At 68.2% G+C, this 22,235-nt stretch carries 22 protein-coding genes; 9 read left to right on the forward strand and 13 right to left on the reverse strand.

Annotated elements, in window-relative coordinates; all coding sequences use genetic code 11:
* Nucleotides 1–6: 6 nt before the first annotated feature.
* The 5 genes from BMX29_RS13250 to BMX29_RS13270 all read right to left on the reverse strand — a co-directional run bounded on the left by BMX29_RS13250 (nt 7) and on the right by BMX29_RS13270 (nt 4,516).
* A complete protein-coding gene (locus BMX29_RS13250; protein WP_092813573.1) occupies nt 7–1,305 on the reverse strand; it encodes a glycosyltransferase family 4 protein in 1,299 nt (432 codons plus the stop codon).
* The gene (locus BMX29_RS13255; protein WP_092813575.1) at nt 1,305–2,705 is read right to left on the reverse strand and encodes a hypothetical protein; all 1,401 of its coding nucleotides are present in this window, start codon (nt 2,703–2,705) and stop codon (nt 1,305–1,307) included. Before BMX29_RS13255 ends, BMX29_RS13250 begins: the two co-directional genes overlap by 1 nt.
* Before the next feature lie 68 nt (nt 2,706–2,773).
* Nucleotides 2,774–3,214 carry a hypothetical protein gene (locus tag BMX29_RS13260; protein WP_092813578.1) on the reverse strand — a complete coding sequence of 147 codons (441 nt, stop codon included), beginning with the start codon at nt 3,212–3,214 and terminating at the stop codon, nt 2,774–2,776.
* Between the two features lie 120 nt (nt 3,215–3,334).
* Nucleotides 3,335–3,976 carry a DUF1523 family protein gene (locus BMX29_RS13265; RefSeq protein WP_092813581.1) on the reverse strand — a complete coding sequence of 214 codons (642 nt, stop codon included), beginning with the start codon at nt 3,974–3,976 and terminating at the stop codon, nt 3,335–3,337.
* 96 nt (nt 3,977–4,072) lie between these two features.
* Entirely contained in the window at nt 4,073–4,516 is a 444-nt protein-coding gene (locus tag BMX29_RS13270; protein WP_043844248.1) for a MarR family winged helix-turn-helix transcriptional regulator, read from the reverse strand.
* Nucleotides 4,517–4,690: 174 nt separating this feature from the next.
* Between BMX29_RS13270 and BMX29_RS13275 the strand changes: the two genes are divergently transcribed.
* Nucleotides 4,691–5,263 (forward strand): hypothetical protein, encoded by a 573-nt coding sequence (locus BMX29_RS13275; RefSeq protein ID WP_092813583.1) that lies wholly within the window; start codon nt 4,691–4,693, stop codon nt 5,261–5,263.
* A 3-nt stretch (nt 5,264–5,266) separates the two neighbouring features.
* On the opposite strand, the gene BMX29_RS13280 is transcribed toward BMX29_RS13275, so the two are convergent.
* From BMX29_RS13280 to BMX29_RS13295, 4 genes are read right to left on the reverse strand one after another with little or no spacing between them, the layout of a single operon-like run.
* A complete protein-coding gene (locus tag BMX29_RS13280; protein WP_092813586.1) occupies nt 5,267–5,908 on the reverse strand; it encodes an ATP-binding cassette domain-containing protein in 642 nt (213 codons plus the stop codon).
* Nucleotides 5,901–7,553, reverse strand: a complete 1,653-nt coding sequence (locus BMX29_RS13285) for an ABC transporter permease (protein WP_092813719.1) — start codon at nt 7,551–7,553, stop codon at nt 5,901–5,903. The genes BMX29_RS13280 and BMX29_RS13285 overlap by 8 nt, the downstream gene beginning before the upstream one ends.
* 55 nt (nt 7,554–7,608) lie before the next feature.
* Complete coding sequence (locus tag BMX29_RS13290; RefSeq protein WP_092813588.1) at nt 7,609–8,811, reverse strand: ABC transporter substrate-binding protein; 1,203 nt, start codon at nt 8,809–8,811, stop codon at nt 7,609–7,611.
* Nucleotide 8,812: 1 nt separating this feature from the next.
* Complete coding sequence (locus BMX29_RS13295; RefSeq protein WP_092813591.1) at nt 8,813–9,427, reverse strand: CDP-alcohol phosphatidyltransferase family protein; 615 nt, start codon at nt 9,425–9,427, stop codon at nt 8,813–8,815.
* Between the two features lie 275 nt (nt 9,428–9,702).
* On the opposite strand from BMX29_RS13295, the gene BMX29_RS13300 reads away from it, so the two are divergent.
* On the forward strand, nt 9,703–10,668 hold the full coding sequence (locus BMX29_RS13300; RefSeq protein ID WP_092813594.1) for a lysylphosphatidylglycerol synthase transmembrane domain-containing protein: 966 nt from the start codon (nt 9,703–9,705) through the stop codon (nt 10,666–10,668).
* On the opposite strand, the gene BMX29_RS13305 is transcribed toward BMX29_RS13300, so the two are convergent.
* Nucleotides 10,665–11,249 carry an HD domain-containing protein gene (locus BMX29_RS13305; RefSeq protein ID WP_092813597.1) on the reverse strand — a complete coding sequence of 195 codons (585 nt, stop codon included), beginning with the start codon at nt 11,247–11,249 and terminating at the stop codon, nt 10,665–10,667. The genes BMX29_RS13300 and BMX29_RS13305 overlap by 4 nt on opposite strands.
* Before the next feature lie 263 nt (nt 11,250–11,512).
* On the opposite strand from BMX29_RS13305, the gene BMX29_RS13310 reads away from it, so the two are divergent.
* Together BMX29_RS13310 and BMX29_RS13315 are read left to right on the forward strand one after the other, a co-directional pair.
* Nucleotides 11,513–12,748: an aromatic ring-hydroxylating oxygenase subunit alpha gene (locus tag BMX29_RS13310; RefSeq protein ID WP_043844259.1), complete on the forward strand. Its 1,236-nt coding sequence runs from the start codon at nt 11,513–11,515 to the stop codon at nt 12,746–12,748.
* 30 nt (nt 12,749–12,778) lie between these two features.
* Nucleotides 12,779–13,843: an FAD-binding oxidoreductase gene (locus tag BMX29_RS13315; RefSeq protein ID WP_217644388.1), complete on the forward strand. Its 1,065-nt coding sequence runs from the start codon at nt 12,779–12,781 to the stop codon at nt 13,841–13,843.
* A 105-nt stretch (nt 13,844–13,948) separates the two neighbouring features.
* On the opposite strand, the gene BMX29_RS13320 is transcribed toward BMX29_RS13315, so the two are convergent.
* Complete coding sequence (locus BMX29_RS13320) at nt 13,949–14,611, reverse strand: TetR/AcrR family transcriptional regulator (RefSeq protein ID WP_175471190.1); 663 nt, start codon at nt 14,609–14,611, stop codon at nt 13,949–13,951.
* Nucleotides 14,612–14,780: 169 nt separating this feature from the next.
* On the opposite strand from BMX29_RS13320, the gene BMX29_RS13325 reads away from it, so the two are divergent.
* The 3 genes from BMX29_RS13325 (at nt 14,781) to BMX29_RS13335 (ending at nt 18,115) form a co-directional block, all read left to right on the forward strand.
* On the forward strand, nt 14,781–16,184 hold the full coding sequence (locus BMX29_RS13325) for an alkaline phosphatase D family protein (RefSeq protein WP_244889235.1): 1,404 nt from the start codon (nt 14,781–14,783) through the stop codon (nt 16,182–16,184).
* Nucleotides 16,169–16,894, forward strand: coding sequence for a 4'-phosphopantetheinyl transferase family protein (locus tag BMX29_RS13330; protein WP_139197009.1), 726 nt, complete (start codon nt 16,169–16,171; stop codon nt 16,892–16,894). The genes BMX29_RS13325 and BMX29_RS13330 overlap by 16 nt, the downstream gene beginning before the upstream one ends.
* Before the next feature lie 75 nt (nt 16,895–16,969).
* A complete protein-coding gene (locus BMX29_RS13335; protein WP_043844266.1) occupies nt 16,970–18,115 on the forward strand; it encodes a lytic murein transglycosylase in 1,146 nt (381 codons plus the stop codon).
* A gap of 42 nt (nt 18,116–18,157) precedes the next feature.
* Here BMX29_RS13335 and BMX29_RS13340 read toward each other — a convergent pair whose 3' ends face one another.
* Together BMX29_RS13340 and BMX29_RS13345 are read right to left on the reverse strand one after the other, a co-directional pair.
* Nucleotides 18,158–19,507 carry a TrkH family potassium uptake protein gene (locus BMX29_RS13340; protein WP_244889236.1) on the reverse strand — a complete coding sequence of 450 codons (1,350 nt, stop codon included), beginning with the start codon at nt 19,505–19,507 and terminating at the stop codon, nt 18,158–18,160.
* Nucleotides 19,508–19,511: 4 nt separating this feature from the next.
* Nucleotides 19,512–20,174: a potassium channel family protein gene (locus BMX29_RS13345; RefSeq protein ID WP_092813604.1), complete on the reverse strand. Its 663-nt coding sequence runs from the start codon at nt 20,172–20,174 to the stop codon at nt 19,512–19,514.
* 192 nt (nt 20,175–20,366) lie between these two features.
* Here BMX29_RS13345 and BMX29_RS13350 point away from each other — a divergent pair, with 192 nt between their 5' ends.
* Both BMX29_RS13350 and BMX29_RS13355 read left to right on the forward strand, forming a co-directional pair.
* Nucleotides 20,367–20,900: a TRAP transporter small permease subunit gene (locus BMX29_RS13350; RefSeq protein ID WP_240092722.1), complete on the forward strand. Its 534-nt coding sequence runs from the start codon at nt 20,367–20,369 to the stop codon at nt 20,898–20,900.
* Nucleotides 20,890–22,227: a TRAP transporter large permease gene (locus BMX29_RS13355; RefSeq protein ID WP_175471191.1), complete on the forward strand. Its 1,338-nt coding sequence runs from the start codon at nt 20,890–20,892 to the stop codon at nt 22,225–22,227. The genes BMX29_RS13350 and BMX29_RS13355 overlap by 11 nt, the downstream gene beginning before the upstream one ends.
* The last annotated feature ends 8 nt before the right edge of the window (nt 22,228–22,235 follow it).

The raw sequence follows: 22,235 nt of genomic DNA on the forward strand, positions 1-22,235 counted from the left end.
GTGTGATCAGAGGCTGAGGAGAGTCGGAGGCGGCGTATCGTCGGCCGCATTAAGCGCCCAGTCATAGAGCGTCGCGATCTGCCGCGCCTTGGTATGCCATGTGAAATGCCGGGACACGCGGTCCCGGCCGGCAGCACCGCGCGCGGCCAGCCCGGAGCGATCGTTCGCAAGAGCCGTCAGCCGCGCCCGCATGGCGGCCACGATCCCGGCGCGGTCGGTCAGGGGCACGGTGTAGCCCGTGCGGTCGTCCACCAGCTCTCCGGGTCCGGCGTAGTCCACCACCAGCGGCGGCACCCCAAGAGCCATTGCCTCGAGCACGGCACCACCGCCGAATTCCCGGATCGAGGGAAAGGCGAACAGGTGTGCCCGGCCCAGCACGCGCTGGACGTCCGCATGCGGACGCCAGCCGTGGAACGTCACCGCGTCGCCCACGGGTGCGGCCGCGCGCAACGTGTCCATCATCGGGCCGTCTCCGACGATCTCGAGCCGCATCCGGCCCGCGTGCAACAGCGGCAGCGCCGCCTCCAGCAGCATGTCCGGCCCCTTGTAGGGCACCAGCCGGCCCACGAAGCACGCGACCAGCGGGCCGTCGGAAGGGCGCGTCTGCGCCGTGCCGAACCGCTCCGGGTCGATGCCGTTCTCGGGTAGCCAGACCACCTTGTGCGCGTGGCGCGCGGGAATCTCGGAGGCGGTGTGACGCGATCCCGCGAGGATGGCGGTCGCGTGGCGCAAGGTGGCGTCGCGGCCGGGCAGGGCGCGGTAGACACCGCGCAGGTAACTCAGCCATTCCCTCTCGCGCCGCCGCTCGGCGTCGAAGGCGCGTGGCCACGGCACCCCGCCGTTGAGCGGACCGAGTAGGACGGCCGTACCGGTGCGGGCGACTTTCGCGGCGAGGGGCGAGGGAATCGTCGGCGACAACGGCGTGACGCGGTGCACGATATCCCAGTCGCCGCGCGTGATCTCGCTGCCGAAGCGTCGCCAGACCAGCCGCTCGAACCACGGGTAGGACAGAGCGTTCAGTGCCTGGATCATCGTCCAGCCCTTGCCCTCGCCCATGCGCAAGGCCTGTGCCACGCGCCACGCCGGCCCCGCCAACGCCTCGGAGTCGATCGCGGTAAAGTCGGTGCCCTCGCGCAGCCCGGCGCGCAGGATGGCGTCGCGGTTTCGCACCTGCGTGACAAGGTGGACATCCGCGACTTCGGACAGCGCGCGGGCCAGCGACCAGCCGACCAGCGGCACCGACACCCACTCGGGATTGGCCGCCTCGGCGATGACGAGGACGCGAGGGCGCGAAGTCGTTGCCATCACAGGATGGGTTTCCAGCCAAGGCGCGACCGGGGCTGCTTGGGCTCTTGCAGGCGCTCGGACCGCAGCGCCTCGGCATACCCTGTCAGCGCCCCGGCGATCATCCAGGTGATCGGGGTGAGCGTGGCGTTCGGCAGCATGTCGAAGAGGTTGAAGGCGAGAAGCAGACCCAGCGGCGCGATGAAGGGCGTCACCTCGCCGTTGCGGCGGCTCACGGTTTCGCGCCAGAGCAGGAACAGCGGCAGCGAAATCAGGCCGAACTCGGCAAGAAAACCGATCCAGCCGTAGATCCCGATGGTGATGATCCAGCGCCCGTCGGCCACGGTCTCGATCCGGCCGGTCACCTCGTCGTGGACATGGTTGCGCCCCCAGCTGCCCCAGCCGAAGAGAGGCTTGCGCTGCGCGCGGTCCAGAAGCTGGTTCTCCTGGTCGAAGCGGAAGCCGACCGAGTTCGCGCGGTCGGGGCTGACCGCCGCGGCCCTCTCGAGGATGGCATCCTCGGGCACAGCGCCCACCCCTTTCATCAGCGGGTAGGACAGCGCGAGGCAGGCGATCAGAATCGCCGCGTTGATCTGCATCACCGGCCCGAGCAGCAGCACCAGCGGCACGAGGCCCACCGCCAGAACGATCGCCCCCAGCGACTTGGCCAGGACCAGCACCGCGGCGAGGTAGAGGCCCCCGACGAAATAGGTGATGCGGTTGCCCTCCCGGTCCGACTTCCACAGCGCCCACGCCGCGACCAGCGCGCTCATGCAGAAGAACGCGACCCAGATGCCGTGGTAGAGGAACACGGTCGGGCGGAAGCCGCCGAAGCGGATGGTCTGCTCGAACGAGTGCTGGAAGTAGCCGTAGATCCACAGGTTCAGCTGCGGCGACAGGCGGATCTCGATCAGCATGAGCACCGAGTAGACCAGCCCGCCGTGAAACAGGGCCAGGAGCAGCTCGCGCTGCGCCGGTCCGGTGGCCAGAAGTCGCCGCGCCAGCAGGAACGGTAAAATAAGCAGGGCCTGTTGCAGCGGCAGGGCGACCGCGTCCTTGAGCCCGAGACCGGGCACGTAGTTGCCGGTAAAGACCAACGGTTCGGGATTGGCCAGCACCGTGACCACGGGCGACAGCACGAAGATTGCCAGAAGCACCCGCGCGAGGCCGTTGCGCGGCAGCAGCGATGCACCGGCCCCCTGCGTCCAGACCAGCGCCACCAAGGCCGAGAGCGCGGGGATATTGTGCTTGGTCAGTGGCGGGAACAGCGGCAGGTCGAAGGCCGCGGGCGGTTCGGGCAGCAGAAGGTAGCCGCCAACCAGCGCGAGGATCATCGCGCGTGCGGGCGACAGGCGGCGGAACAGTAGTGCCGTCACCACCGGCCAGAGCGCCAGCGCCAGGTAGGCGAGGAGGTTCGGCATGGTGCCTCGGCTCCGCTGCGGCGCGGGGCCGCGTCAGGTCCGGCCCGCTGAGTGGCCGGAGGGATTGGTCAGGCGTCGGCCAGAAGCGCTGCCGCGGCCCCTGCCGGGATGAACTCGACGGAGGCAAGATCGATGGCTTCGGGCCGCACGCCGGGAAGGTAGCAGACCAGTCGGTCGGCGTCGCCGGAAACGAGCCGCACCTCGGTCTCGTCGTAGTCGGCGTCGTAGCTCAGGCGCAAGTCCTCGGGCCCTGGCATCGTCGCGCCGTCGGGGCAGACCACCACGAGTCGGTCGAGGTCGGGGCGGAAGTCATTGAAATAGGGTTCGGGCGCATCCACGACCGGCGGGATGATCCGGCGCGGGGTCGCGAGGGGAGGCGCCGGCGGTGCAGGCCGCGGTCGCGGCGCCCGGGCCGCGTCCGGCACACGCCGGTCCGAGGACAGCAGCGCGAAGCCGGCCGCGCTCATCGCCAGCGCGGAGCCGAATGCCGCAAGCGTCGGAAGCAACATCGTGACCTCTCCTGTCCTCCGGCCCGGATGGGGCGTCTCGAAGATCAGGCTAGGCGTGGATTGGGCAGCGAATATGGCCGAAACGGTGCGATTTCGGTGCGTCGGGCACGCGGTGGCGCGTCAGCGACCGGTGCCGCGGAACCAGTCCCGCAGCTTGCGGCGTCGGCGGCCGAAGCGGTCCCCGGCAGCGTCGAACCCCTCGCTCCAGTCGTCGAGCACCGGGTCGATCCGGGCCTGCCGGAAGCGGCGCCAGCGGACCCAGATGGCCCAGAAGATGGCAGCCAGGACGATCAGCGTGATGATCGCGCGCCATGGCCAGATCCGCACGTCCGGCCCCTCGACGGCGCGCACCGACAGCGCGTTGGGATAGATCGACAGGAACTCCAGCCGCCAGCCGTAATGGCTGACCGCGACCCATGTGGGGTCGGCGGCGGTCGAGCTGAGGTCCGAGGCGACGGCCTGCACGTTCGAGCTGTCGAACTTGAAGTAGGGCGGCCAGCCCCAGCCGGTGTCCTCGTTGCGGTAGACCCGGACCGCTCCACCGTCGCGGCGCGACTGGATGAAGAAGACGTCCCGGTTCTGGGTGGCCGCGGTCGATCCGTCGGCTCGCGTCCAGAAGAACCGGTTGATGCCCCCGAAGTCCTGTCGCCGTTCGTAGGTATCGGTGATCCGGACCACGTCGTTCTGCGGCAAAGTGTAGTGCAGGAAGGCCAGCACCACGATCCAGAACAGGACGATCGCCGCGCGTGTCACGAATCGCATGTGGGCTCCTCCCGCCGGTGGCGCGCATCGGTTTGTTGCGCTCGCACGGAGGGGCATAGCGCAGTTGCGGCGGTGCCGGAAGCGCCGGTCGCGCGGTCAGCTCACGCGGTTGAGCTGATCGGCGAGAGTGCGCAGACGGGCCTGAAGCTCGATCGCCTCGGACTGGGTCATGCCCGTCGCCTGTGCCACGCGCCGCGGAACGTGCGCCGCGCGGGCCTCCAGCCCGCGTCCGCCTTCGGTCAGCCGCACCAGAACGCGCCTTTCGTCCGCGGTGTCGCGGACCCGGCGCACGCGTCCCTGCGCTTCCAGCCGCTTGAGAAGCGGCGTGAGCGTATTGGTTTCCAGGTGCAGCCGCTTGCCGATCTCGCCCACGCTCTGCGGACTTTCGGCCCAGAGCGTGCGGAGCACGAGGTACTGCGGGTACGTCAGGTCCAGCGGCCCGAGAAGTGTCTTGTAGAGACGACCGAACGCATGCTGCGCCGTGTAAAGGTCGAAGCACAGCAATTCGTCGAGCGCGGGGTCTGTCACGGCGTCGGTCATCTGAGACAAATGATCGCATTCCCTTCCGGCTTCAACCTCCCCGCGCGTGCGGAGGTGCATATTTGCGTCAAAAGAGAGCGGTCCGGGCTCGAAGAACCCATGAGCCGGCTTTTGCGCGAGGGGCCGCCTAGGATAACGTCCGGAACAGGCGATTGGTTGCCGCGAAAGGTTCGAATGATGCGCTTTGTCCATTTCGGCGCCGGCGCGGCGCTCTTGGCCCTTCTTCCCGTGGCGGCCTCCGCGCAGGAGGACGAAATCACGGAGGCCCTGGACGCCGCCCGTTCTGCCTACGAGGACGGCGATATCCAGTTCGCCATCGACGAGCTCGACTTCGCCCGCCAGCGGCTGCTGGAGTTGAAGACCGACGCGCTCGAGCGGTTCCTCCCCGAGGCTCCCGAAGGCTGGAGTCGCGAGATCGACACGGACATGGCGCAGGGACTCGCGTTGATGGGCGGTGGTGTCGGGGCCGGGGCGGACTACGAGGGGCCGGACGGGGAAACGGTCTCGATGTCGCTCATGGCCGACAACCCGATGGTTGCCTCGATGGCCGGCATGATCGCGAACGCCGCCATGATGGGTATGACGGTCGAGCGCGTGGGCCGGCAGCGGATCGCCCTGCAGGACGATCAGGCGATGGCGCTGATCGGAAACCGGGTCCTTCTGCAGGCCGAGGGCGCGGCGCCCGAGGTCCTCATGTCCCTGATCGAGCAGGTGGATTTCGACGCGCTGACGGGCTTCGGCCAGTAGGGGTCAGGCCCCGCCGCCCAGTTCGAATACGGGGCCGCCCGCGGCGCGGGCGTCCTCGGCGTCGTGGGTGACCATGAGCACCGGCAGCGCGCGGGTGCGGGCCCTTTCGAAGACCAGCGTGCGCATCTGCGCCCGCAGCGCGGCGTCGAGGCCCGAGAACGCCTCGTCGAGCAGAAGCGCGCGCGGCTCGGACAGCAGCATCCGGATCAGTGCCACGCGGGCCTTCTGTCCGCCCGACAACGTGTCGGGATCACGGTCCTCGAACCCGGCTAGGCCGACATCGGCCAACGCCTCGGCGACGGTGGCCCGCCGGTCGCTCGCTCGTCCGCCGGGGGCGAGCCCAAAGGCCGCGTTCTCGCCCACCGACAGGTGCGGAAACAGCAGGTCGTCCTGGAACAGGATGCCGATGCGGCGGGCATGGGCCGGCGCGTCGGTCACGTCCTCTCCGTTCAGGAGAATACGGCCCTCGCCTTCGAACCCGCGTGAAAGAGTGCCGGTGAGATAGGCCAGCAGGGTCGACTTGCCCGCACCGGAGGGGCCCATCACGGTCAGCACTTCGCCTGGCGCGACGTGCCGGTCGATCTCCACGAGCGTCGCGCCCTCGCGGCGGATGCGGATACCGTCGAGCGTCAGTCCCTCAGCCACGCAGTGCCCTCCGGTTCCGGAACACGAGCGCCGGGACGATCAGTGCCACCCCGAACGGCACCATCACCGCGGCGGTCTGGGCGAGCCCGTAGACCCCGATGGCCCGGCGGTCGCCGCCCGAGGCCAGCGCCACCGCCTCGGTCGTCAGGGTGTCGACGCGGCCGCCGCCGACGATGAGCGTCGGCAGGTATTGCCCGACGCTGACCGCCATCGCCACCGCCGCCGCCGTCAGGATCGGACGCAGAAGCATCGGCAGCCGCACGCGCCACAGCACCCCGGCGGGTCGCGCGCCGAGGGCCGCCGCCGTGGTCGCGTAGCGCGGGTCCCAGGCGCGCCACGGATCGCCGAGCGACAGGAAGAGATAGGGCAGGACAAAGACCACGTGCGCCAGGATCACCGGCCCCAGCCCGCTTTTCAAACCGACCGACAGCAGGAGGGTCTGCAGGCCGGGCAGGAACGCCACCTGCGGCACGAGAAGCGGCAGGTAGATCAACCACAATCCCTTCTGCGACAGGGCCTTGCCACGGCGGTGTTCCGCTTCGAGGCACCCGATCACGAAAATCAGCGACAGGCCGGTGGCGATCGCGGCGATCAGCGCAGTCGTGGCGACGGTCGCGCCGCCGCCCGTGGCGAAGCGCATCCAGCTTCGCAGGTCCAGCCCGCCGGGCAGTGGGTCGGGGAAGCCCCAGAAGCCAGCGACGCTCCAGATTCCGAGGGTCAGCAGTCCCAGCAGGACGCTTCCCGCGGCGATGGCCGCCGCGCCGAGGGCAACCGGACGCGCGGCCGCATCGGCTCGACCCGCGCGCAGGCCGGAACCGATCCAGCGACGGCCGAGAAAGGCGACGGCGCCTTCGCCCGCGCGCCAGACCAGCAGGGCCGCGCCAACGAGAACCAGTTGCAGGACGGCCCCCGCCGAAGCCGTGAGCCGCATGGCGAGATCCGGGTCGCCCATCCAGCGCACGATCTGCACCGACAGCGTTGGCGGCGTGGTCGGCCCGAGGATCAGCGCAACGTCCACGACCGACATCGAGTAGGCCAGCACCACGTAGACCGGCAGCCGAATTTGCGCGTAGATCGAGGGGAAGACCGCCAAAAGCCACCCCGCGACGCGCCCGTATCCCAGTGCCGCGGCGACGCGCATCCGCCGTGTGGCATCGGATTGCCCCAGCGCCGCCAGCGCCATGAGCAGCAGGAACGGCATCTCCTTCACCGTGAGCCCCGCCGCCATCGCGAGGCCCCAGTGGTCTTGCGTCACGGCAATGTCGGGTGGACGCTCCCACCCGGTGAGCCACGGCGACAGAAGCCGCGCGAGCCAGCCCGACGGAGCCACGAGAAATGCCAGTCCGAAGGCCGCGGCGGCATGTGGCACGGACAGAAGCGGGGACAGAACCCGCTCCAGCGCGAGAAAGGCACGCGTGCCCGACCAGCCGGCGAGAAACAGCGCAGTGATCGCAAGCGCCGCGAAGGTGGCGAGGAACCCGGTGGTCAGCGACAGCCGCACGGCGGCGGCCAGGCCGGGCCAGTCGAGCAGGCTCTGCAGCGGCCCGAGGCCAAGGGTCGTCAGGCCCGCCGCCGGGTAGAACCCCGCCGCGGGCAGCAGCGTACCCGCCAGCCCCGCCGCCACCGGACCCAGCATCGCCACCATCGTGAGCGGCGGCAGGGCCCGCAGGCCGGCGGGCAGGCGCGCGGCGGTCACGGGATCAGCGGCCGGCGCCGTAGCGGTCGGTCCAGTCGTCCGAGATCCGGGTCATCCAGCTGGGGTGCGGCTCGGGCTGGACCTCTCCCAGGTCCTGCGGCGACAAAGTCGCGACGCCGAGCTCGAGCGCCTCGAATGCGGCGCGGTCCTCTTCGGGGAGCTCGGCGACGTCAAGCACGGTGCCGTAGCCCAGAACGTCCGGATCCTGCGCGCGGACCTGTGCCTCGGGGGACATGAGGACGTTCGCGACCACCATCGCGCCGGCCTTGGAGCCCGAGTTGTAGGGGATCGCCACGAAGCTCGCGTTGCCCAATGTGCCGTCCTCCAGCACGAATGTCCGGACCGAGGGCGGCAGGCGGTTGTCCGCGATGGCGGTCGACGCCTCGCCCGGGCTGAACGAGATGGCGAGGTCGATCTCGTCATCGGCCATCAGTCGCAGCTGGTCCGGACCGGTCTGCGGATAGGCGTCGCCGCTGCGCCACAAGTTCGGCGTCAGCTCGTCGAGATAGTCCCAGAGCGGCGCGACGACGGTGTCGTAATCGGCCTCGTCCACCGGCTGCTGAAGGACGGCGGGGTCGTCCACCAGTTCGATCAGCATCTGCTTGAGAAACGTCGTTCCGAGGAAATCGGGCGGCTGCGGGTAGGTGAAGCGGCCGGGATTGGCCTCGGCCCAGTCAAGGATCGCTTCGGCGGTGGGCAACGGCTCGGGCAGGTCTTCGGTATCGTGCATGAAGACCACTTGCGCCATCGCCCACGGCGCCTCGTAGCCCTCGGTGGGCACGGTGAAGTCCGTCTGCACGGTCTTTCCGTCCACGTCGACGTATTGCCAGTTCGGCAGGTCTTCGGCGAAGGGGCCGAACAGCAGGTCCTGCTCTTTCATCGACTTGAAGTTGGGACCGTTGATCCAGATCAGGTCGACGGCCCCATCCTCGTCCTCGCCCGCCTGCTTCTCGGACAGGACGCGGGTGACCGCATCGGCGGTGTCGGCGAGCTTCACGTGCTCAAGCGTAACGCCGTACTCATCGGCCACGCGATCGCCGATCCAGACGATGAAGTCGTTGGTCGCGGTCGATCCGCCCCAGGCGTGCCAGTAGACGGTCTGCCCGTCCGCGGCCTCGGTCACCGCGTCCCAGTCGGACGGTGCGGGCTGCGCGAAGGCCGGCAGCGCGGTACAGAGCGCGAGGGCGGAAAGCGTTGTGCGAAACATGTCAGTCCCTTGAGTCGAAGGCGCGATACGCGCCGAAAAGGCGCAGGGCGCCGGTCGCGAAGCATAGCGCCGCGAAGATCCCCGCCAAGACCGGGAACTGCCCCGGAAACAACGCGATGGCGACGAAGAAGAGGATCGTCTCGGTGCCTTCGAGAAGGCCGTTCGAATAGTAGAGCGACTTCACGCCCTGCGCCGAAGTCTCCATGTCGTGCTTCTCGGCAAGAATGGCGTACCCTAGGAACGACGCCCCGTTGAAGTAGAACGATGTCAGCAGGATCGCCCCCGCGACGGCGTTCTGGGCGGGGTCGTGCAACACGAACCCGAGCGGGAAGACGCCGTAGAAGAGGAAGTCGCAGGTGATGTCGAGATAACCGCCGTAATCGCTCTTGTGGCTGGCGCGGGCCACCGCGCCGTCCAGCCCGTCGGCAAGGCGCGACACGAGTAGCAGCACCAGCGCCCAGGCAAAGGCCCCGAACGCGGCGGCGCCGGCAGCGGCCAGCCCCAACGCGAGGCCCGCCAGTGTCACGACGTTCGGTGTCGCCCCCCAGCGCGCCAGCACCCGCCCGGCCGCGTTCAGCGGCGGGTCGATCATGCGGCGGGCGGTGGCGTCGAGCATCGGCAGCCTCGTGGGCAGGGCGTGTGTTGTGGCACAATGCACCCTGTCGCCCCTGCGACAATCCGCGCCACGCAAACGTGACGGGTGTGTCAGGGACGGCGACCGGGGCATCTCCGCCGCGTTGCACGAAAATGTGTGGCGCGGATCTGTGATCCGGCGCGCGATGCGTATACCCCGCGCCATGCCGCGCGGTCCCCCGCCGGACATGGATTGCTGCGGCCTGCCTCCGCCCCATATAGCAGGGCGGGCGCGATGGACGGAAAAGGACGACGGGCATGGCTTTGGCCGGGCGCCTCTCGCGCACCCAGATGCGGATACTTCAGATCGTGGTGAGCGTCTCCGTGCTCGCCATTCTCTGGCACGCGGTCGACGGGCAGGAGGCCCTTCGTATCCTGCGTCGGGCCGAACCGGTGTGGCTGGCGGCAGCATGGGTCGCGCTCAGCATCCAGACGGTCCTGTCCGCCCTGCGATGGAAGCTCTGCGCCCGTGAACTGGGACAGACCTTCACTGTCGGGCAGGCGATTTCCGAGTATTACCTGGCGCAGATCGTGAACCAGTCGCTGCCGGGCGGTATGGTGGGCGATGCCGGCCGCGCGGTGCGCGCGCGCCACCAGGCGGGCCTGCTGCGCGCCAGCCAGGCCGTCGTGTTCGAGCGGCTCGCGGGCCAGGCGGTGGTGTTCGCCGTCATGGCGACGGGGTTCGCCTGGACCTACTTCGCCCCCGGCGGGCTGACATGGCCGTTCTGGCTGCGGTCGATCATGCTTCCGCTGGTCCTCGGCGGCATGGCCGTGCCGGTGGTGTTCTGGTTGACATGGATGTTGCCCGGGCCCCAGCGCCGCGCACTCGACGACCTCTGGTTCGCGCTGCACGCGGCAATTCTGAAGCCGCGCGTCCTGCCATGGCAGGTGGTAATGAGCATCGGCACAACGGCCTGCAACCTCGGGGCCTTCGCCTTCTGCGCCCGCGCCACCGGCACCGAGTTGCCCTTCGCGGCGATCGTCACATTGGTGCCGCTGATTCTCTTTACCATGCTGATCCCGGTCTCGATCTCGGGCTGGGGCCTACGCGAGGGGGCGGCGGCGACGCTGTTCCCGGTCGCGGGTTTTGCCAGCTCCACGGGTCTCGCCGCGTCGGTGGCCTTCGGGCTGATCTTCGTGGCGGCGGTGCTGCCCGGCATCGTGCCGATCCTGCGCCGCCGGTCGCACCGGCCTCCGGGCAAGCCCGCCCGCTCCGAGAGCTAGTCCGCGGCGTCCGCCCGCGCCCGCGTCATCTCATCGGCCAGTGCGCGCATGTCGCGCAGCAGCGGGTGCGTATCGGTGCGTGCACGCCCGTATCCCAGGTTGAAGGCGTAGTCGAAGCCCGGAGGGTTGGCCCCGGCGACGTGCTGAAGCACCGTCTCGATCTTGTCGAGCCCCTTGGCCATGCGCGCTTCGGGAGTGTCCGCAGCGGCGTATTCGTCCCAGAGCGCGCGCATCCGGTCGCGCAGATCCTTCGGCAGCGGCTCGGTCAGCGTGGCGAAATCGGCTTTCTCGCGCGCCTCGCGGCCATCGTCGGCGCGCTGCTCGGTGGCCGGCACGTCGCCCGAGATCGCCTCTCCCAGATCGTGGACGAGACAGAGCTCCACCAGCTTCAGCGTGTCGATCTCCGGCAGGTCGTCGCGCAAGAGGATCGCCAGCAGCGCCAATCGCCAGGAATGGTCGGCGACGCTTTCGGGCCGGCCGACGCCGGTGTGGCCGCTGCGGAGCGTGCCCTTGAGAGGTTCGGCCCCTTGCAGGAAGGCCACTATGCGCGCGAGGCGCTCAGGATCCGGGGTGGTGGTCATGCCATTCGCATAGCACGTTCCACCCCCTCCCGGACGAGCGAATTCGGCTTTCGCCGTCCTGACGGGCACGTCGCGCATCGGGTCGCCCCTGAGGTAGGCACCGCGCGAATCCGAACTGTGTCCGCGCTGCCGCGAAGACCGACCAGCTGTCGCAAATGTCTCGGACAGACCGAGAAGCGGCGTTTTTGTCTCAGCCGACAATTAGCGTCATCTTCATCACACGGGATCAGGATCAGTTCCAATTCCTGAGTGCAGGTGCGCCCATGCTACGCGATGCCGACGTTCTTTCCCTTCTCCTCCAGCGCCAGCCGGGACACTCGCTCGCGCGGGATTTCTACACCGATCCGGGCCTCTTCGAGGTCGACATGCAGCGGATCTGGTATCGCGACTGGCTCATCAGCGCAGCCTCCGCAGAACTGCCGAAGCCCGGCAACTACGTGACCCGCCAGATCGGCGCATACTCGGTGATTCTCGTCCGCGGCCACGACGGCGTGGCGCGGGCCTTCCACAATTCGTGCCGTCACCGCGGCAGCCGCATCTGCTCGGCCGCCAAGGGCACCAACCCGAAACTCGTCTGCCCCTACCACCAGTGGACCTACGAGCTTGACGGCCGGCTGCTGTGGGCGCGCGACATGGGCCCGGACTTCGACCCGTCCAAGCACGGCCTCAAGACCGTCCATTGCGAAGAGGCCGGCGGCCTCATCCTGATCTGCCTGGCCGAGCACGCGCCGGACGTGACCCCGTTCCTCGAGGCGGCGGAGGCCTATGCCGGCCCGCACGACATGAAGAACCTCAAGGTCGCCTACCAGTCCAACATCGTCGAGCAGGGCAACTGGAAGCTCGTGATGGAGAACAACCGCGAGTGTTATCACTGCGCGGGCTCGCACCCGTCGCTGTGCCGCACCTTCCCCGAGGATCCCAAGGTGTTCGGCACCAATCCGAACGAACAGGCTCCGGCGCTGCGCGATCACATCAAGAAGTGCGAGGATGCCGGCATGCCGTCGGCCTTCAAGGCCGCGCCCGACACCCAGTGGCGGTTCGTCCGCATCCCGTTCGTCGGCAATGCCTCGTCCTACACGATGGACGGCAAGCCTGCCGTCTCCAAGCGCACGGGCCGGGTCCCGTTCGACGACGCGGGCAGCTGCCTCGTCTACCACTACCCGTCGAGCTGGAACCACTTCCTGTCCGACAACTGCCTCGTGTTCCGCATGACGCCGATCTCGCCGACCCAGACCGAGGTTTCGACCACGTGGCTCGTCAACAAGGACGCGGTCGAAGGCGTGGACTACGACCTCGAGAAGCTGACCGAGGTCTGGATCCACACCAACGACGAGGACCGTGCCATCGTGGAGGAGAACCAGCGCGGCGTGAATTCGCCCGCCTACGTCCCCGGCCCCTATTCGCAGCAGCACGAATCCGGCGTGATCCAGTTCGTGGACTGGTACGCCCGCACCCTGCAGGAGCGGCTGACCGGCCGCGCCATGCTCGCAGCCGAGTAAAGACCGATCGGACGACACAACATGATACCGATGCCCCGTCAGGATTCGCCCGTCTGGGCGGACAGCGAAGAGCTGGAGTGCGTCGCAACGGTGCCCGAGGCACCGAACGTGATGAGCTTTGCCTTCCGTCCGCCCTCGGGCGCGCGGTTCCACTTCCGGGCGGGGCAGTTCATCACGCTCGACCTGCCGGTGCCCGGCGGCAACGTGCAGCGCACCTACACGATCTCGTCGTCACCCTCGACGCAGGCCTTCATCACCGTGACGGTCAAGGCGCAGGCCGACAGCATCGGCACCCGCTGGATGCTCGACAACCTGCGGCCGGGGATGCGGATCCGCGCCTACGGTCCGGCGGGCCACTTCCATGTGCCGCCGCAGCCGGACGGGCGCTACCTGTTCATCTCGGCCGGGTCGGGGGTCACCCCGATGATGTCGATGTCGTCGTTCCTGTGGGAACGCGGCGAAGAGCCCGACATCGCCTTCGTGCACTGCGCGCAGTCGCCGCAGAACATCATCTTCCGGCAAAAGCTCGAGTACATGGCAAGCCGGACCTCGGGTCTGAAGCTTCACTTCGTCGTGGATGATGACGACCCCTACACCGTCTGGACCGGCTATCGCGGGCGGCTTTCGGCGCTGATGCTGGGCCTGATGGTGCCAGACTACCTCGAGCGCGAAGTCTATTGCTGCGGGCCCGAAGGCTTCATGGAGGGCGTACGCGAGATGCTGATCTCGCTGGGCTACGACATGGAGAATTATCACCAGGAAAGCTTCAGCGCCCCGGCCGAAAGCCGTGCCGAGCTGACCGAGTTCGACGACCTCGTCCCGGACGAAAGCGCCGCGGCCGAGGTGGTCTTCGCCAAGTCGGGCGTCACGGCGCCTTGCCACGAGACCGACACCATCCTCAACGTTGCCAAGGGTGCCGGGCTGAACCTGCCGTCAGGCTGCACTTTCGGTCTCTGCGGCACCTGCAAGGTCCGCAAGACCTCGGGAGAGGTGCACATGGTCCATAACGGCGGTATCTCGGACGAGGACATCGCGGAGGGCTACATCCTCGCCTGCTGCTCAAACCCGATCGGCAAGGTCGAGGTCGAAGTCTGAACGCCGCGCCCCGATGAGAACGCCGCGGGCCGCGCGCCCCCGGATTTCCGGGATATTTTCGCCTAGAAGAAAAGCCGGGCGGGCGCGCCCTGGAGTGCGGCGAGGTCAGTCCTCGGCGGCGCCGATGCCGCGCAGGAACACCCTGAGGCCGAAGTCGAAGCGAGCCTCGATGGCCTCGAAGTCCATTGGTTTCGCCGGATCGACCAGACGGTCGAGCGGTGAGGGGCGCGCCATGTCGGCAAGAAGCGCGGCGGCGGCCTCGGTATCTTCGATGTGCGCCTCGCCGCGGGTGTTCGCCCTGTCGAGCTCCACCGCCACCGCGGCGCGAAGGGCCGGCATACCGCGGGCGAAGATGCGCCGGGCCATATCGGGTCGCTCGGATGCCTCGGCGATGATCGTGCGCAGGATAGCGAACGGCAGGTTCAGTGCGCGGGTGGCTTCGGACGGGGCCATCAGAAGGCGCAGGCGGCTGGCCAGCGGCAGCGCCTGTTCCTCCGGATCGAGCCTGTGCACCGCGCGCGACATGTGGCGCTCGGTGAACGCCTCGAGAAGGGCGGCGCGGTCGTCGAACACCGCGTAGAGCGTGCGCTTGGACATGCCGGCTTCGGTCGCCACGGCGGACATGGTCGTGCCGGCCATGCCGGAGCGGTCGAACACTGCCTGAAGCGCGTCGAGGATCAGGTCGCGCCGCTCGTCGGGGGTCAGCGCACGGGGGCGTCCGCGGCGCGGGGTCGCGGCGTCGTGGTCTTGGTCGGAATCGGCGGACATGAAGCTCCTGATGGACGGCGGGCCGGGTCGCGCTGGGGTCCGCCTCTTACCCTTAGGCAAGCTGTCCGTCGCCATCAAGCGCACCCCGCCGTTGCGGCGCGCGGGCAGGCGACTACGTTGGCGTCGAGCCCCGGCATGTCGTCGCGGCGAAGCCTTCAGGAGGCGCCACGTGTCGTTCGGCCCGGTTCTCATCCTGCGCGAGGTTGCCCCGCGCGTCGTTCGCCTTGCCGCCGTCTATGCCCGCCCCGAGGGTGAGGCCGCGCCGCGACTGGTGGCGGAAGGGCGCGATCACGAGGCCGAGCTCCTCGCCACCATCGACGGGCAGCGCATCTGGCGGGTGAGCTTCGAGCTGCCGCGCGGGATCGAGGCGGTCTACCAGTCGGACGGCCAGGCGCACGTGGTCGATACCGCCTACGACGGCGACATGCGGATCGGGTTCGTGTCCTGCAACGGCGAAGAAAACGGCGACCTCGACCGGGACCGGGACGAGCGCAATGCCATGTGGAAGCGGCTGGCGGATCGGCACGGCGAGACGCGGTTGCAGCTTCTTCTGCACGGCGGCGATCAAGTCTATGCCGACGAGGTAACGCACGGGCATCCGCTCTCGGAGGGCTGGCCGGACGACAGTCCGGAAACCGCGTCGGATACCGACCTGGCCGGTTTGCGAGTTCACCTCCGGGCGCGGTTCCTCGAACGCTATCGCATCAGCTACACTGCGCCGGGCTTCGCGCGGCTGGCGGCAGAGGTGCCATCGCTCATGATGTGGGACGACCATGACATCTGCGACGGGTGGGGATCGCTGGGCGCGGTGGAGGAGACCGGCGTGGGCCGGACGCTGATCGCCGCGGCGCGCGAGGCGTTCCTTCTCTATCAGCATGCGGCGACCGAGGCGGACGTGCCGGACCTGTTCCTCGACCCCACGGGGCGCAGCCTTTCGTTCCGCCGCGACCTGCCCGGTGTCAGCGTGCTGGCCCCCGATCTGCGCGGCGAGCGGACGCGCAGCCGCATCATGGGAGACGCGGGCTGGGCGGCGTTCGAGGCCGCCTGCGACGGGCTGGAGCCGCGGGTGCTGCTGGTGTCGTCGGTGCCGCTTCTGGGGCCGCGGCTGTCGCTGATCGAGCGGGCCATGCGACTGACCCGCCGGATGGAGACCTACGAGGACGACCTGCGCGACCAGTGGCAGAGCTATGCACATCGAGAGGAATGGTGCCGGATGCTGCACAAGGTGCTTGAGCTGGAGGCGGCTGGGCACCGCGTCACGGCGATTTCCGGCGAGATTCACCTGGCGGTGCGGGCCGAGCTCAAGGGTCATTCCGCGCCGGTGCATCAGCTGGTGTCGTCGGGCATTTCGCACCGCGCACCGCCCAAGGCCTGGGCCTGGGTGCTGGGCACGCTGGCCCGGCTTGGCGAAGCGCCCATTCCCGAGCACCCGATCCGCATCCGGCCGCTGCCGGGACGCGGCGGCGTCTACGCGGCGCAGCGCAACTTCCTCACGCTGGAGCGGGGCGGAGACGAATGGCGCGCGCGCTGGACGCTGGAAGAGGCGGGCGACACACCGTGGCTGACGATCTGAGCGGCACGCCCCTGCCGCCCGAACGGGTCTTCGGGGGCGCCCATCCGTTCCTGATCGGAATGGAGCGGCTGGAGGCGGGATCAGACACCATCGCGCTGGTCGTCGCGCGGGTCGCGCCGCAGGCCTGGGACGCGACCGCCTTCGATGCCTTCGGCATTCCGTTTCCGGACCGGCTCGCGCATGCGGTGGCGAAGCGCCGGGTCGGATACCTGTCGGGGCGCATCGCGGTGGTGGCGGCGCAGGCGGCGCTGGGCCTGAACCGGGTCGATATCGGGTCCGAGACGTCGGGCGCGCCACGATGGCCGGACGGAATGACCGGGTCGATAAGTCATACCGAGGGGTTGGCCGTCGCCGCGATCGCCCGCGAGGGCCATATCGGCGTGGACATCGAGGCGGTGCCGGACGGCGCGCGCCTGCGGGCCTTGTGCGAAGAGACGTTGTCGGGGGACGAGCGCGATCTCTTGCCCAGCCCGCGCGACGCGACCCTCGGTTTTTCCGCGAAAGAGAGCCTCTACAAGGCGCTCTGGCCCGAGGTCTGTTCCTTCTTCGGGTTCGACGCCGCAGAGATCACCGCAGTCGGCGTTGGCACGATCACCCTGCGTCTGACGCGCGACCTGACCGGCGCGCACCACGCGGGCCGGACCTACGACCTGCGCTGGCGGGCGGGTGGCGGACATGTGCTCACTTGGCTGGTCGAGCCGCTGTCCTGAGCCCGCGCCCGCTTGTCCCGGACGCCGGGCAACGTCACACTCGGGTCAAAGGCAGAGCACAGGCAGGGGCAGGACATGCAAGTTTCGAGACGCTGGATCGTGGGCGCCGGCGCGTCGATGGCGCTTCTTTCGGGGTGCGGCGGAGGCGCGGTGCGTGCGCCACTGGTCCCGGCGGCGGACCCGATGTTGCAGCCGCAGGCGAACCCGGGATGGGATGCCTGGGTGGCGTCGTTCCGGCCGCGGGCCCGGTCCGCGGGCATTTCCGACGGTGTGATCGACGCGGGCTTTCGTGGCGCGGGCTACCTGCCCGGCGTGGTCGAGCGTGACCGCAACCAGACCGAATTCAGCCGCACGCTCGAGGATTATCTCGCCATCGTCGCGAACGACGAGAAGGTTGCGGCCGGGCGCGCGCAGTACGCGCGGCGGCGGTCGCTCCTGTCCGAGATCGAGGCACGCTACGGCGTTCCCGCCAACGTGGTCGCCGCGGTCTGGGGGATGGAGAGCAACTACGGCACCCGGCGCGGCGAGATCCCCGTCGTCTCGGCGACCTCGACGCTGGCCTATGACGGGCGCCGCGGCGCGTTCTTCGAAAACCAGCTCCTGGCGGCGCTCCGCATCCTTGCGCGCGGCGACACGACGCCCTCGGGCCTTGTCGGAAGCTGGGCCGGGGCGATGGGGCATACCCAGTTCATCCCGACGACCTACCAGTCCTACGCGGTGGATTTCCGCGGCGACGGGCGGCGCGACATCTGGTCGGAGGACCCGACCGACGGGCTGGCCTCGACCGCGGCATACCTGTCGCAGATGGGCTGGCGTCGCGGCGAGCCGTGGGGGCAGGAGATCACCGCGGCGAATCCGGGCAGCGGTGGCCGCGTGATCCAGCCCGAGCCGGGCGGGCCGCGTTTCCGGGTCTATCGCAACTTCGACGTCATCAAGCGTTACAACAACTCGGACAACTACGCGATCGGGGTCGGGCACCTGTCGGACCGTATCGCCGGGGGCGGTCCTATCCGGGCTTCCTTCGCGCCCGATCGCTACGGCCTGACGATCGAGGACCGGCAGGCGATCCAGCGCGGCCTGACCCGGCGCGGCTTCGACGCGGGCGGGGCGGACGGTGTCTTCGGCTCCAAGACCGAGGCGGCGATCCGTGCCTACCAGCAGAGCAACGGCATGGCACCGACCGGAGAGCCGTCCCGCGCGCTGCTGAACGCGCTCAGCTGAGGCAAAGCGGTTTCGCGCGGCCGGACGAGGCCGCGCAACCCCTCAGCCGAGGAAGACCTGCCCCGGCGGGTAGCGCACCCGGACGTGGCTGTGGGTGGCGAGGAAGAAGCCCAGCGTCAACGGCCCGACGCGGCCGAAGAACATCACCGCCATGATGACGATGCGCCCGGTGGTATCGAGTTCGGCCGTGGCGCCCATGCTGAGGCCCACGGTCCCGAAGGCCGAGGCGACCTCGAACGCCAGTGCGCGGAACGAGCCGTCATGGGTGATCGAGATCACGAAGAGCGACACGAAGATCGTGATGATCGACACCACGGTCAGCGCCAGCACCTTCATCACCTCGTCGATCCCGAGACTGCGGCCGAAGCAGTTGAGCTCGGACCGGCGTCGGAAGAACGCGATGGTGGCGAGGATCAGCACCGCGAAGGTTGTCACCTTGATGCCGCCGGCGGTCGACGTCGAGCCCGCCCCGATCAGCATCAGCGTCATGGTCATCAGCGCCGTGGCGTCGGTCACCTCGCCGTAGTCGACCGTGTTGAAGCCCGCGGTGCGTGGAGTGACCGCCTGGAACCAGCTGACCATGATCCGCGCGCCCCAACTGTCGAAGGCGCCGAGCGTCTCGCGGTTTGACCATTCCAGGCTGGCGAACATCACCCACGCAAACAGGATCAGCACGCCCGTTCCGGTCAGCATGATCTTCGTGTGCAGGGTCATCCGCCGCCAGCGCCGCTTGCGGTAAAGGTCGTTCAGGACCACGAAGCCGAGTCCGCCGACAATGAACAGGATCGGGACCACGAGGTTCACGATTGGATTTGTCGCGTAGCGGGTCAGGCTGTCGGGCCAGAGGCTGAAGCCCGCGTTGTTGAAGGCCGACACCGCGTGGAAGATCGAAAACCACAGCCCGTCCGACCACCCAAGCTCGGGCACGAAGACCGAGGCCAGCAGTACCGTGCCCGCGGCCTCGCACCCCAGCGCGACGATGAAGACCATCTTCACCAGCTGGAACAGGTCGGCGAAGTTCGACTGGTTGAGGTCTTCGCGCAGCATCAGCCTCTGGCCCAGGCCCACCGGCACCCCGAGCGCGGTGAGTACGAAGACCGCGAAGGTGATGATGCCGAGGCCGCCAAGCTGGATCAGTGCCGCGATGACGATCTGTCCGATCACGGTGAAATCGCCGCCGGTGTCGACCACGGTCAGCCCGGTGACGGTGACGGCCGACATCGACGTGAAGAACGCGTCGAGGAAATAGACGTCGCCGTGGTTCGAGAACGGCAGCCGCAGCAGCACCGCGCCGATCGCCACGAAGCACAGGTAGAACAGCCCGAGCAGCGCCGGGGGCGAGAGCTTGAGGATGCGGCGCTTCAGGCCCGCGCGGATGCCGATGACTGCCACTGCGTTACAGACTGGAGGCGAAGGTGCGCAACTCGTGGCGCTGACCCAGAAGCAGCATCAGGTCGTCGGGCTCGAACTGGCAGCCCTGACCGTCCATGCTCAGGAATTCGGTGCCGCGCATGACCCCGATGCAGCGCAGGTTGTGCTCGTCGAGCAACGACAGGTCCTCGACGGTCTGACCCTCGAGGCTTTCGGGCACCTTGAAATTGACCACGTAAAACCCGTTTCCGAGGCTGATGTAGTCTCGGATCAGCGGATTGTGCAGCACCTGCGCGACGTGCTGGCCAACCTCCACCTCGGGGTGAATGATCCGGTCGACGCCGAGGCGTGACAGGATGCGATGGTGGGTTTTCGTGCGGGCCTTGGCCCAGATCGTCTCGACCCCGGCAAGCTTGAGGTTGATCGCCGCAAGGATCGAGGCCTCGAGATCCGAGCCCATCGCCACGACGGCGACATCGCAGTCGCCCAGCCCGGCTTCCTTGATCGCCTTGTCGTCGCGGGCGTCTACGATCATCGTCTCGGACAGTTCGTCGGCATGAGCCGACACGCGATCCTTGTCGATGTCGATTCCGATGACCTGATTTCCGAAGCGAGTCAGTTCCGTCGCGACCGTCGATCCGAAGTTTCCCAGTCCCACGATGCCGAAGGTGCGGGCCTTTTCCGCCATTGACCTGCCTTTCGATGTAGCACCTCGTGCACCTAACGCTTGGCGACGCACGGGCAAGATTGATGCTCGGACGTTCCCACTGTATGCCTGCGGATGCAAAGGCGGCGTAACGTCCCGGTCCGGGATTGCAGACGCCGCCGGTCCGGCCCCGGAACGCGGGGCCTGCGCGGGAGAGGCGCAAGGGAGGGACACGTGCAGTCAGTCATTCGCGCGCTGGACGCGATCAACGAGGTTGTGGGCCGAATCGTGGCCTGCCTTTCGATCGTGTTCGCCGCCATCATTCTTTACGACGTCGTCATGCGTTACGCGTTGAACTCGCCGACGCGGTGGGCCTTCGACGTCACGACGCAGATGTATGCGTTCTACTTCGTCATGCTCGGGGGCTACGCGCTCAAGCATCAAAGCCACGTCCGCGTCGATCTGGTGACCGAGACGTTCAGCGACGGGTTCCGCCGGATCGTCGAGATCGCCGGCTACGTGATCTTCTACTTCCCCTTCACCTACGTCTTCCTGACGCGGTCGTGGGAGTTCGCCGCGCGCAGCTACGCGCAGGGCGAGACCACCTACGGCGCGGTGCAGCTGCCGGTCTATCCGCTCAAGATGGCGATGACGGTCGCGGCGGGTCTTCTGCTGATCCAGGGCATCAGCGAGGTGCTGAAGCTTCTGATCGGCGACTACTACTGGAAAGACGCGGAACTCGTGGAGGAGACGCATCATGGGTCCTGAACTCATTGCCCTCGTGATGTTCGGGCTCCTGCTGCTGGGGCTCTTCATGGGGCACCCGCTGTCGTTCGTTCTGGGGGGAACCGCGGTTCTCGGCGCGCTGATCGCGGGCAAGCCGATGGTCCTCGGGATCGTGGTGAACCGGATCTTTGGCGACGTCCTGTCGAACTTCACCCTGATCGCCATTCCGCTCTTCGTGCTGATGGCGCAGTTCCTGTCGAACTCGGGCGTGACCGACAAGATGTTCGAATCGCTGCGCCTGCTGATGTCGAATGTCCGCGGCGGCCTTGCGCTGGCCGTGGTGTTCATCTCGATCCTGCTGGCCGCGACCACCGGTATCATCGGCGCCTCGATCACGGTCATGGGCGTGATGGCCCTGACGCCGATGCTGCGCTATGGCTACTCGCCCACGCTGACCACCGGCGTGATCGCGGCCTCTGGCTGCCTCGGCATCCTGATCCCGCCGTCGATCATGCTGATCCTGATGGCGTCCTACTCGCCGCTTTCGGTGGGCGAGCTGTTCGCCGGTTCGATGATCCCCGGGGTCCTGCTGGGCATCCTCTACGCGGCCTGGGTGGCGATCGTGGCGCGGGTGCGTCCCGACATGGCCCCGTCTGTCGAGCCCGACGAGAAGCTGCCGCGGGCCCAGTTGCTCAAGATGCTGGCGATCGAGGCCGTGCCGCCTCTGGTGCTGATCCTCGGCATCCTCGGCTCGCTGCTTGCGGGCATCGCGACGGCGACCGAAGCCTCGGCGATCGGCGCGATCCTCGCGCTGGTGATCGTGGTCATGCGCGGGCGCTTCACCCTGCCGTCGTTCTACAAGGCGCTTCTCGACACCGGGAAAACCTCGGCGATGATCCTGTTCATCGTCGTCGGCGCCACCGCCTTTACCGGCGTGTTCAACATCACCGGCGGCCTGCGCGCCACGCAGGAGCTGATCCGCGCGCTCGACTTCGCGCCGTGGCTGCTGATCCTGGTGATGATGTTCATCGTGTTCATCCTTGGCGCGTTCCTCGACTGGACCGGCATCGTGCTGCTGTCCTTCCCGATCTTCCTGCCCATCGTGCAGGAGATGGAGGGCATCAGCCTGCTGTGGTTCGTCTGCCTCATGGCCGTGGTCCTGCAGACCTCGTTCCTGACACCACCATTCGGCTACGCGCTGTTCTACCTGAGGGCCATTGCCCCCAAGGAAGTGAAGACCAGCCATATCATCATGGGCGTGCTGCCGTTCATCGCGCTCATCGTGGGCATGGCGCTGCTGATGGCGCTTGTGCCCGGCCTGGTGACGTGGCTGCCTTCCGTCATCTACGAGTCATCCGCATCAAGTTAAGGGAGAGA

Origin of the sequence: Roseivivax marinus (assembly GCF_900109705.1) — a bacterium.
GTDB classification, from domain to species: Bacteria; Pseudomonadota; Alphaproteobacteria; order Rhodobacterales; family Rhodobacteraceae; genus Roseivivax; species Roseivivax marinus.

What these genes read in the sequence shown, in the direction of transcription:
- BMX29_RS13250 (WP_092813573.1), bottom strand. Translation starts at nt 1,305, where the DNA reads ATGGCAACGACTTCGCGCCCTCGCGTCCTCGTCATCGCCGAGGCGGCC.
- BMX29_RS13255 (WP_092813575.1), bottom strand. Translation starts at nt 2,705, where the DNA reads ATGCCGAACCTCCTCGCCTACCTGGCGCTGGCGCTCTGGCCGGTGGTG.
- BMX29_RS13260 (WP_092813578.1), bottom strand. Translation starts at nt 3,214, where the DNA reads ATGTTGCTTCCGACGCTTGCGGCATTCGGCTCCGCGCTGGCGATGAGC.
- BMX29_RS13265 (WP_092813581.1), bottom strand. Translation starts at nt 3,976, where the DNA reads ATGCGATTCGTGACACGCGCGGCGATCGTCCTGTTCTGGATCGTGGTG.
- BMX29_RS13270 (WP_043844248.1), bottom strand. Translation starts at nt 4,516, where the DNA reads ATGACCGACGCCGTGACAGACCCCGCGCTCGACGAATTGCTGTGCTTC.
- BMX29_RS13275 (WP_092813583.1), top strand. Translation starts at nt 4,691, where the DNA reads ATGATGCGCTTTGTCCATTTCGGCGCCGGCGCGGCGCTCTTGGCCCTT.
- BMX29_RS13285 (WP_092813719.1), bottom strand. Translation starts at nt 7,553, where the DNA reads ATGGTGGCGATGCTGGGTCCGGTGGCGGCGGGGCTGGCGGGTACGCTG.
- BMX29_RS13290 (WP_092813588.1), bottom strand. Translation starts at nt 8,811, where the DNA reads ATGTTTCGCACAACGCTTTCCGCCCTCGCGCTCTGTACCGCGCTGCCG.
- BMX29_RS13295 (WP_092813591.1), bottom strand. Translation starts at nt 9,427, where the DNA reads ATGCTCGACGCCACCGCCCGCCGCATGATCGACCCGCCGCTGAACGCG.
- BMX29_RS13300 (WP_092813594.1), top strand. Translation starts at nt 9,703, where the DNA reads ATGGCTTTGGCCGGGCGCCTCTCGCGCACCCAGATGCGGATACTTCAG.
- BMX29_RS13305 (WP_092813597.1), bottom strand. Translation starts at nt 11,249, where the DNA reads ATGACCACCACCCCGGATCCTGAGCGCCTCGCGCGCATAGTGGCCTTC.
- BMX29_RS13310 (WP_043844259.1), top strand. Translation starts at nt 11,513, where the DNA reads ATGCTACGCGATGCCGACGTTCTTTCCCTTCTCCTCCAGCGCCAGCCG.
- BMX29_RS13315 (WP_217644388.1), top strand. Translation starts at nt 12,779, where the DNA reads ATGCCCCGTCAGGATTCGCCCGTCTGGGCGGACAGCGAAGAGCTGGAG.
- BMX29_RS13320 (WP_175471190.1), bottom strand. Translation starts at nt 14,611, where the DNA reads ATGTCCGCCGATTCCGACCAAGACCACGACGCCGCGACCCCGCGCCGC.
- BMX29_RS13335 (WP_043844266.1), top strand. Translation starts at nt 16,970, where the DNA reads ATGCAAGTTTCGAGACGCTGGATCGTGGGCGCCGGCGCGTCGATGGCG.
- BMX29_RS13345 (WP_092813604.1), bottom strand. Translation starts at nt 20,174, where the DNA reads ATGGCGGAAAAGGCCCGCACCTTCGGCATCGTGGGACTGGGAAACTTC.
- BMX29_RS13355 (WP_175471191.1), top strand. Translation starts at nt 20,890, where the DNA reads ATGGGTCCTGAACTCATTGCCCTCGTGATGTTCGGGCTCCTGCTGCTG.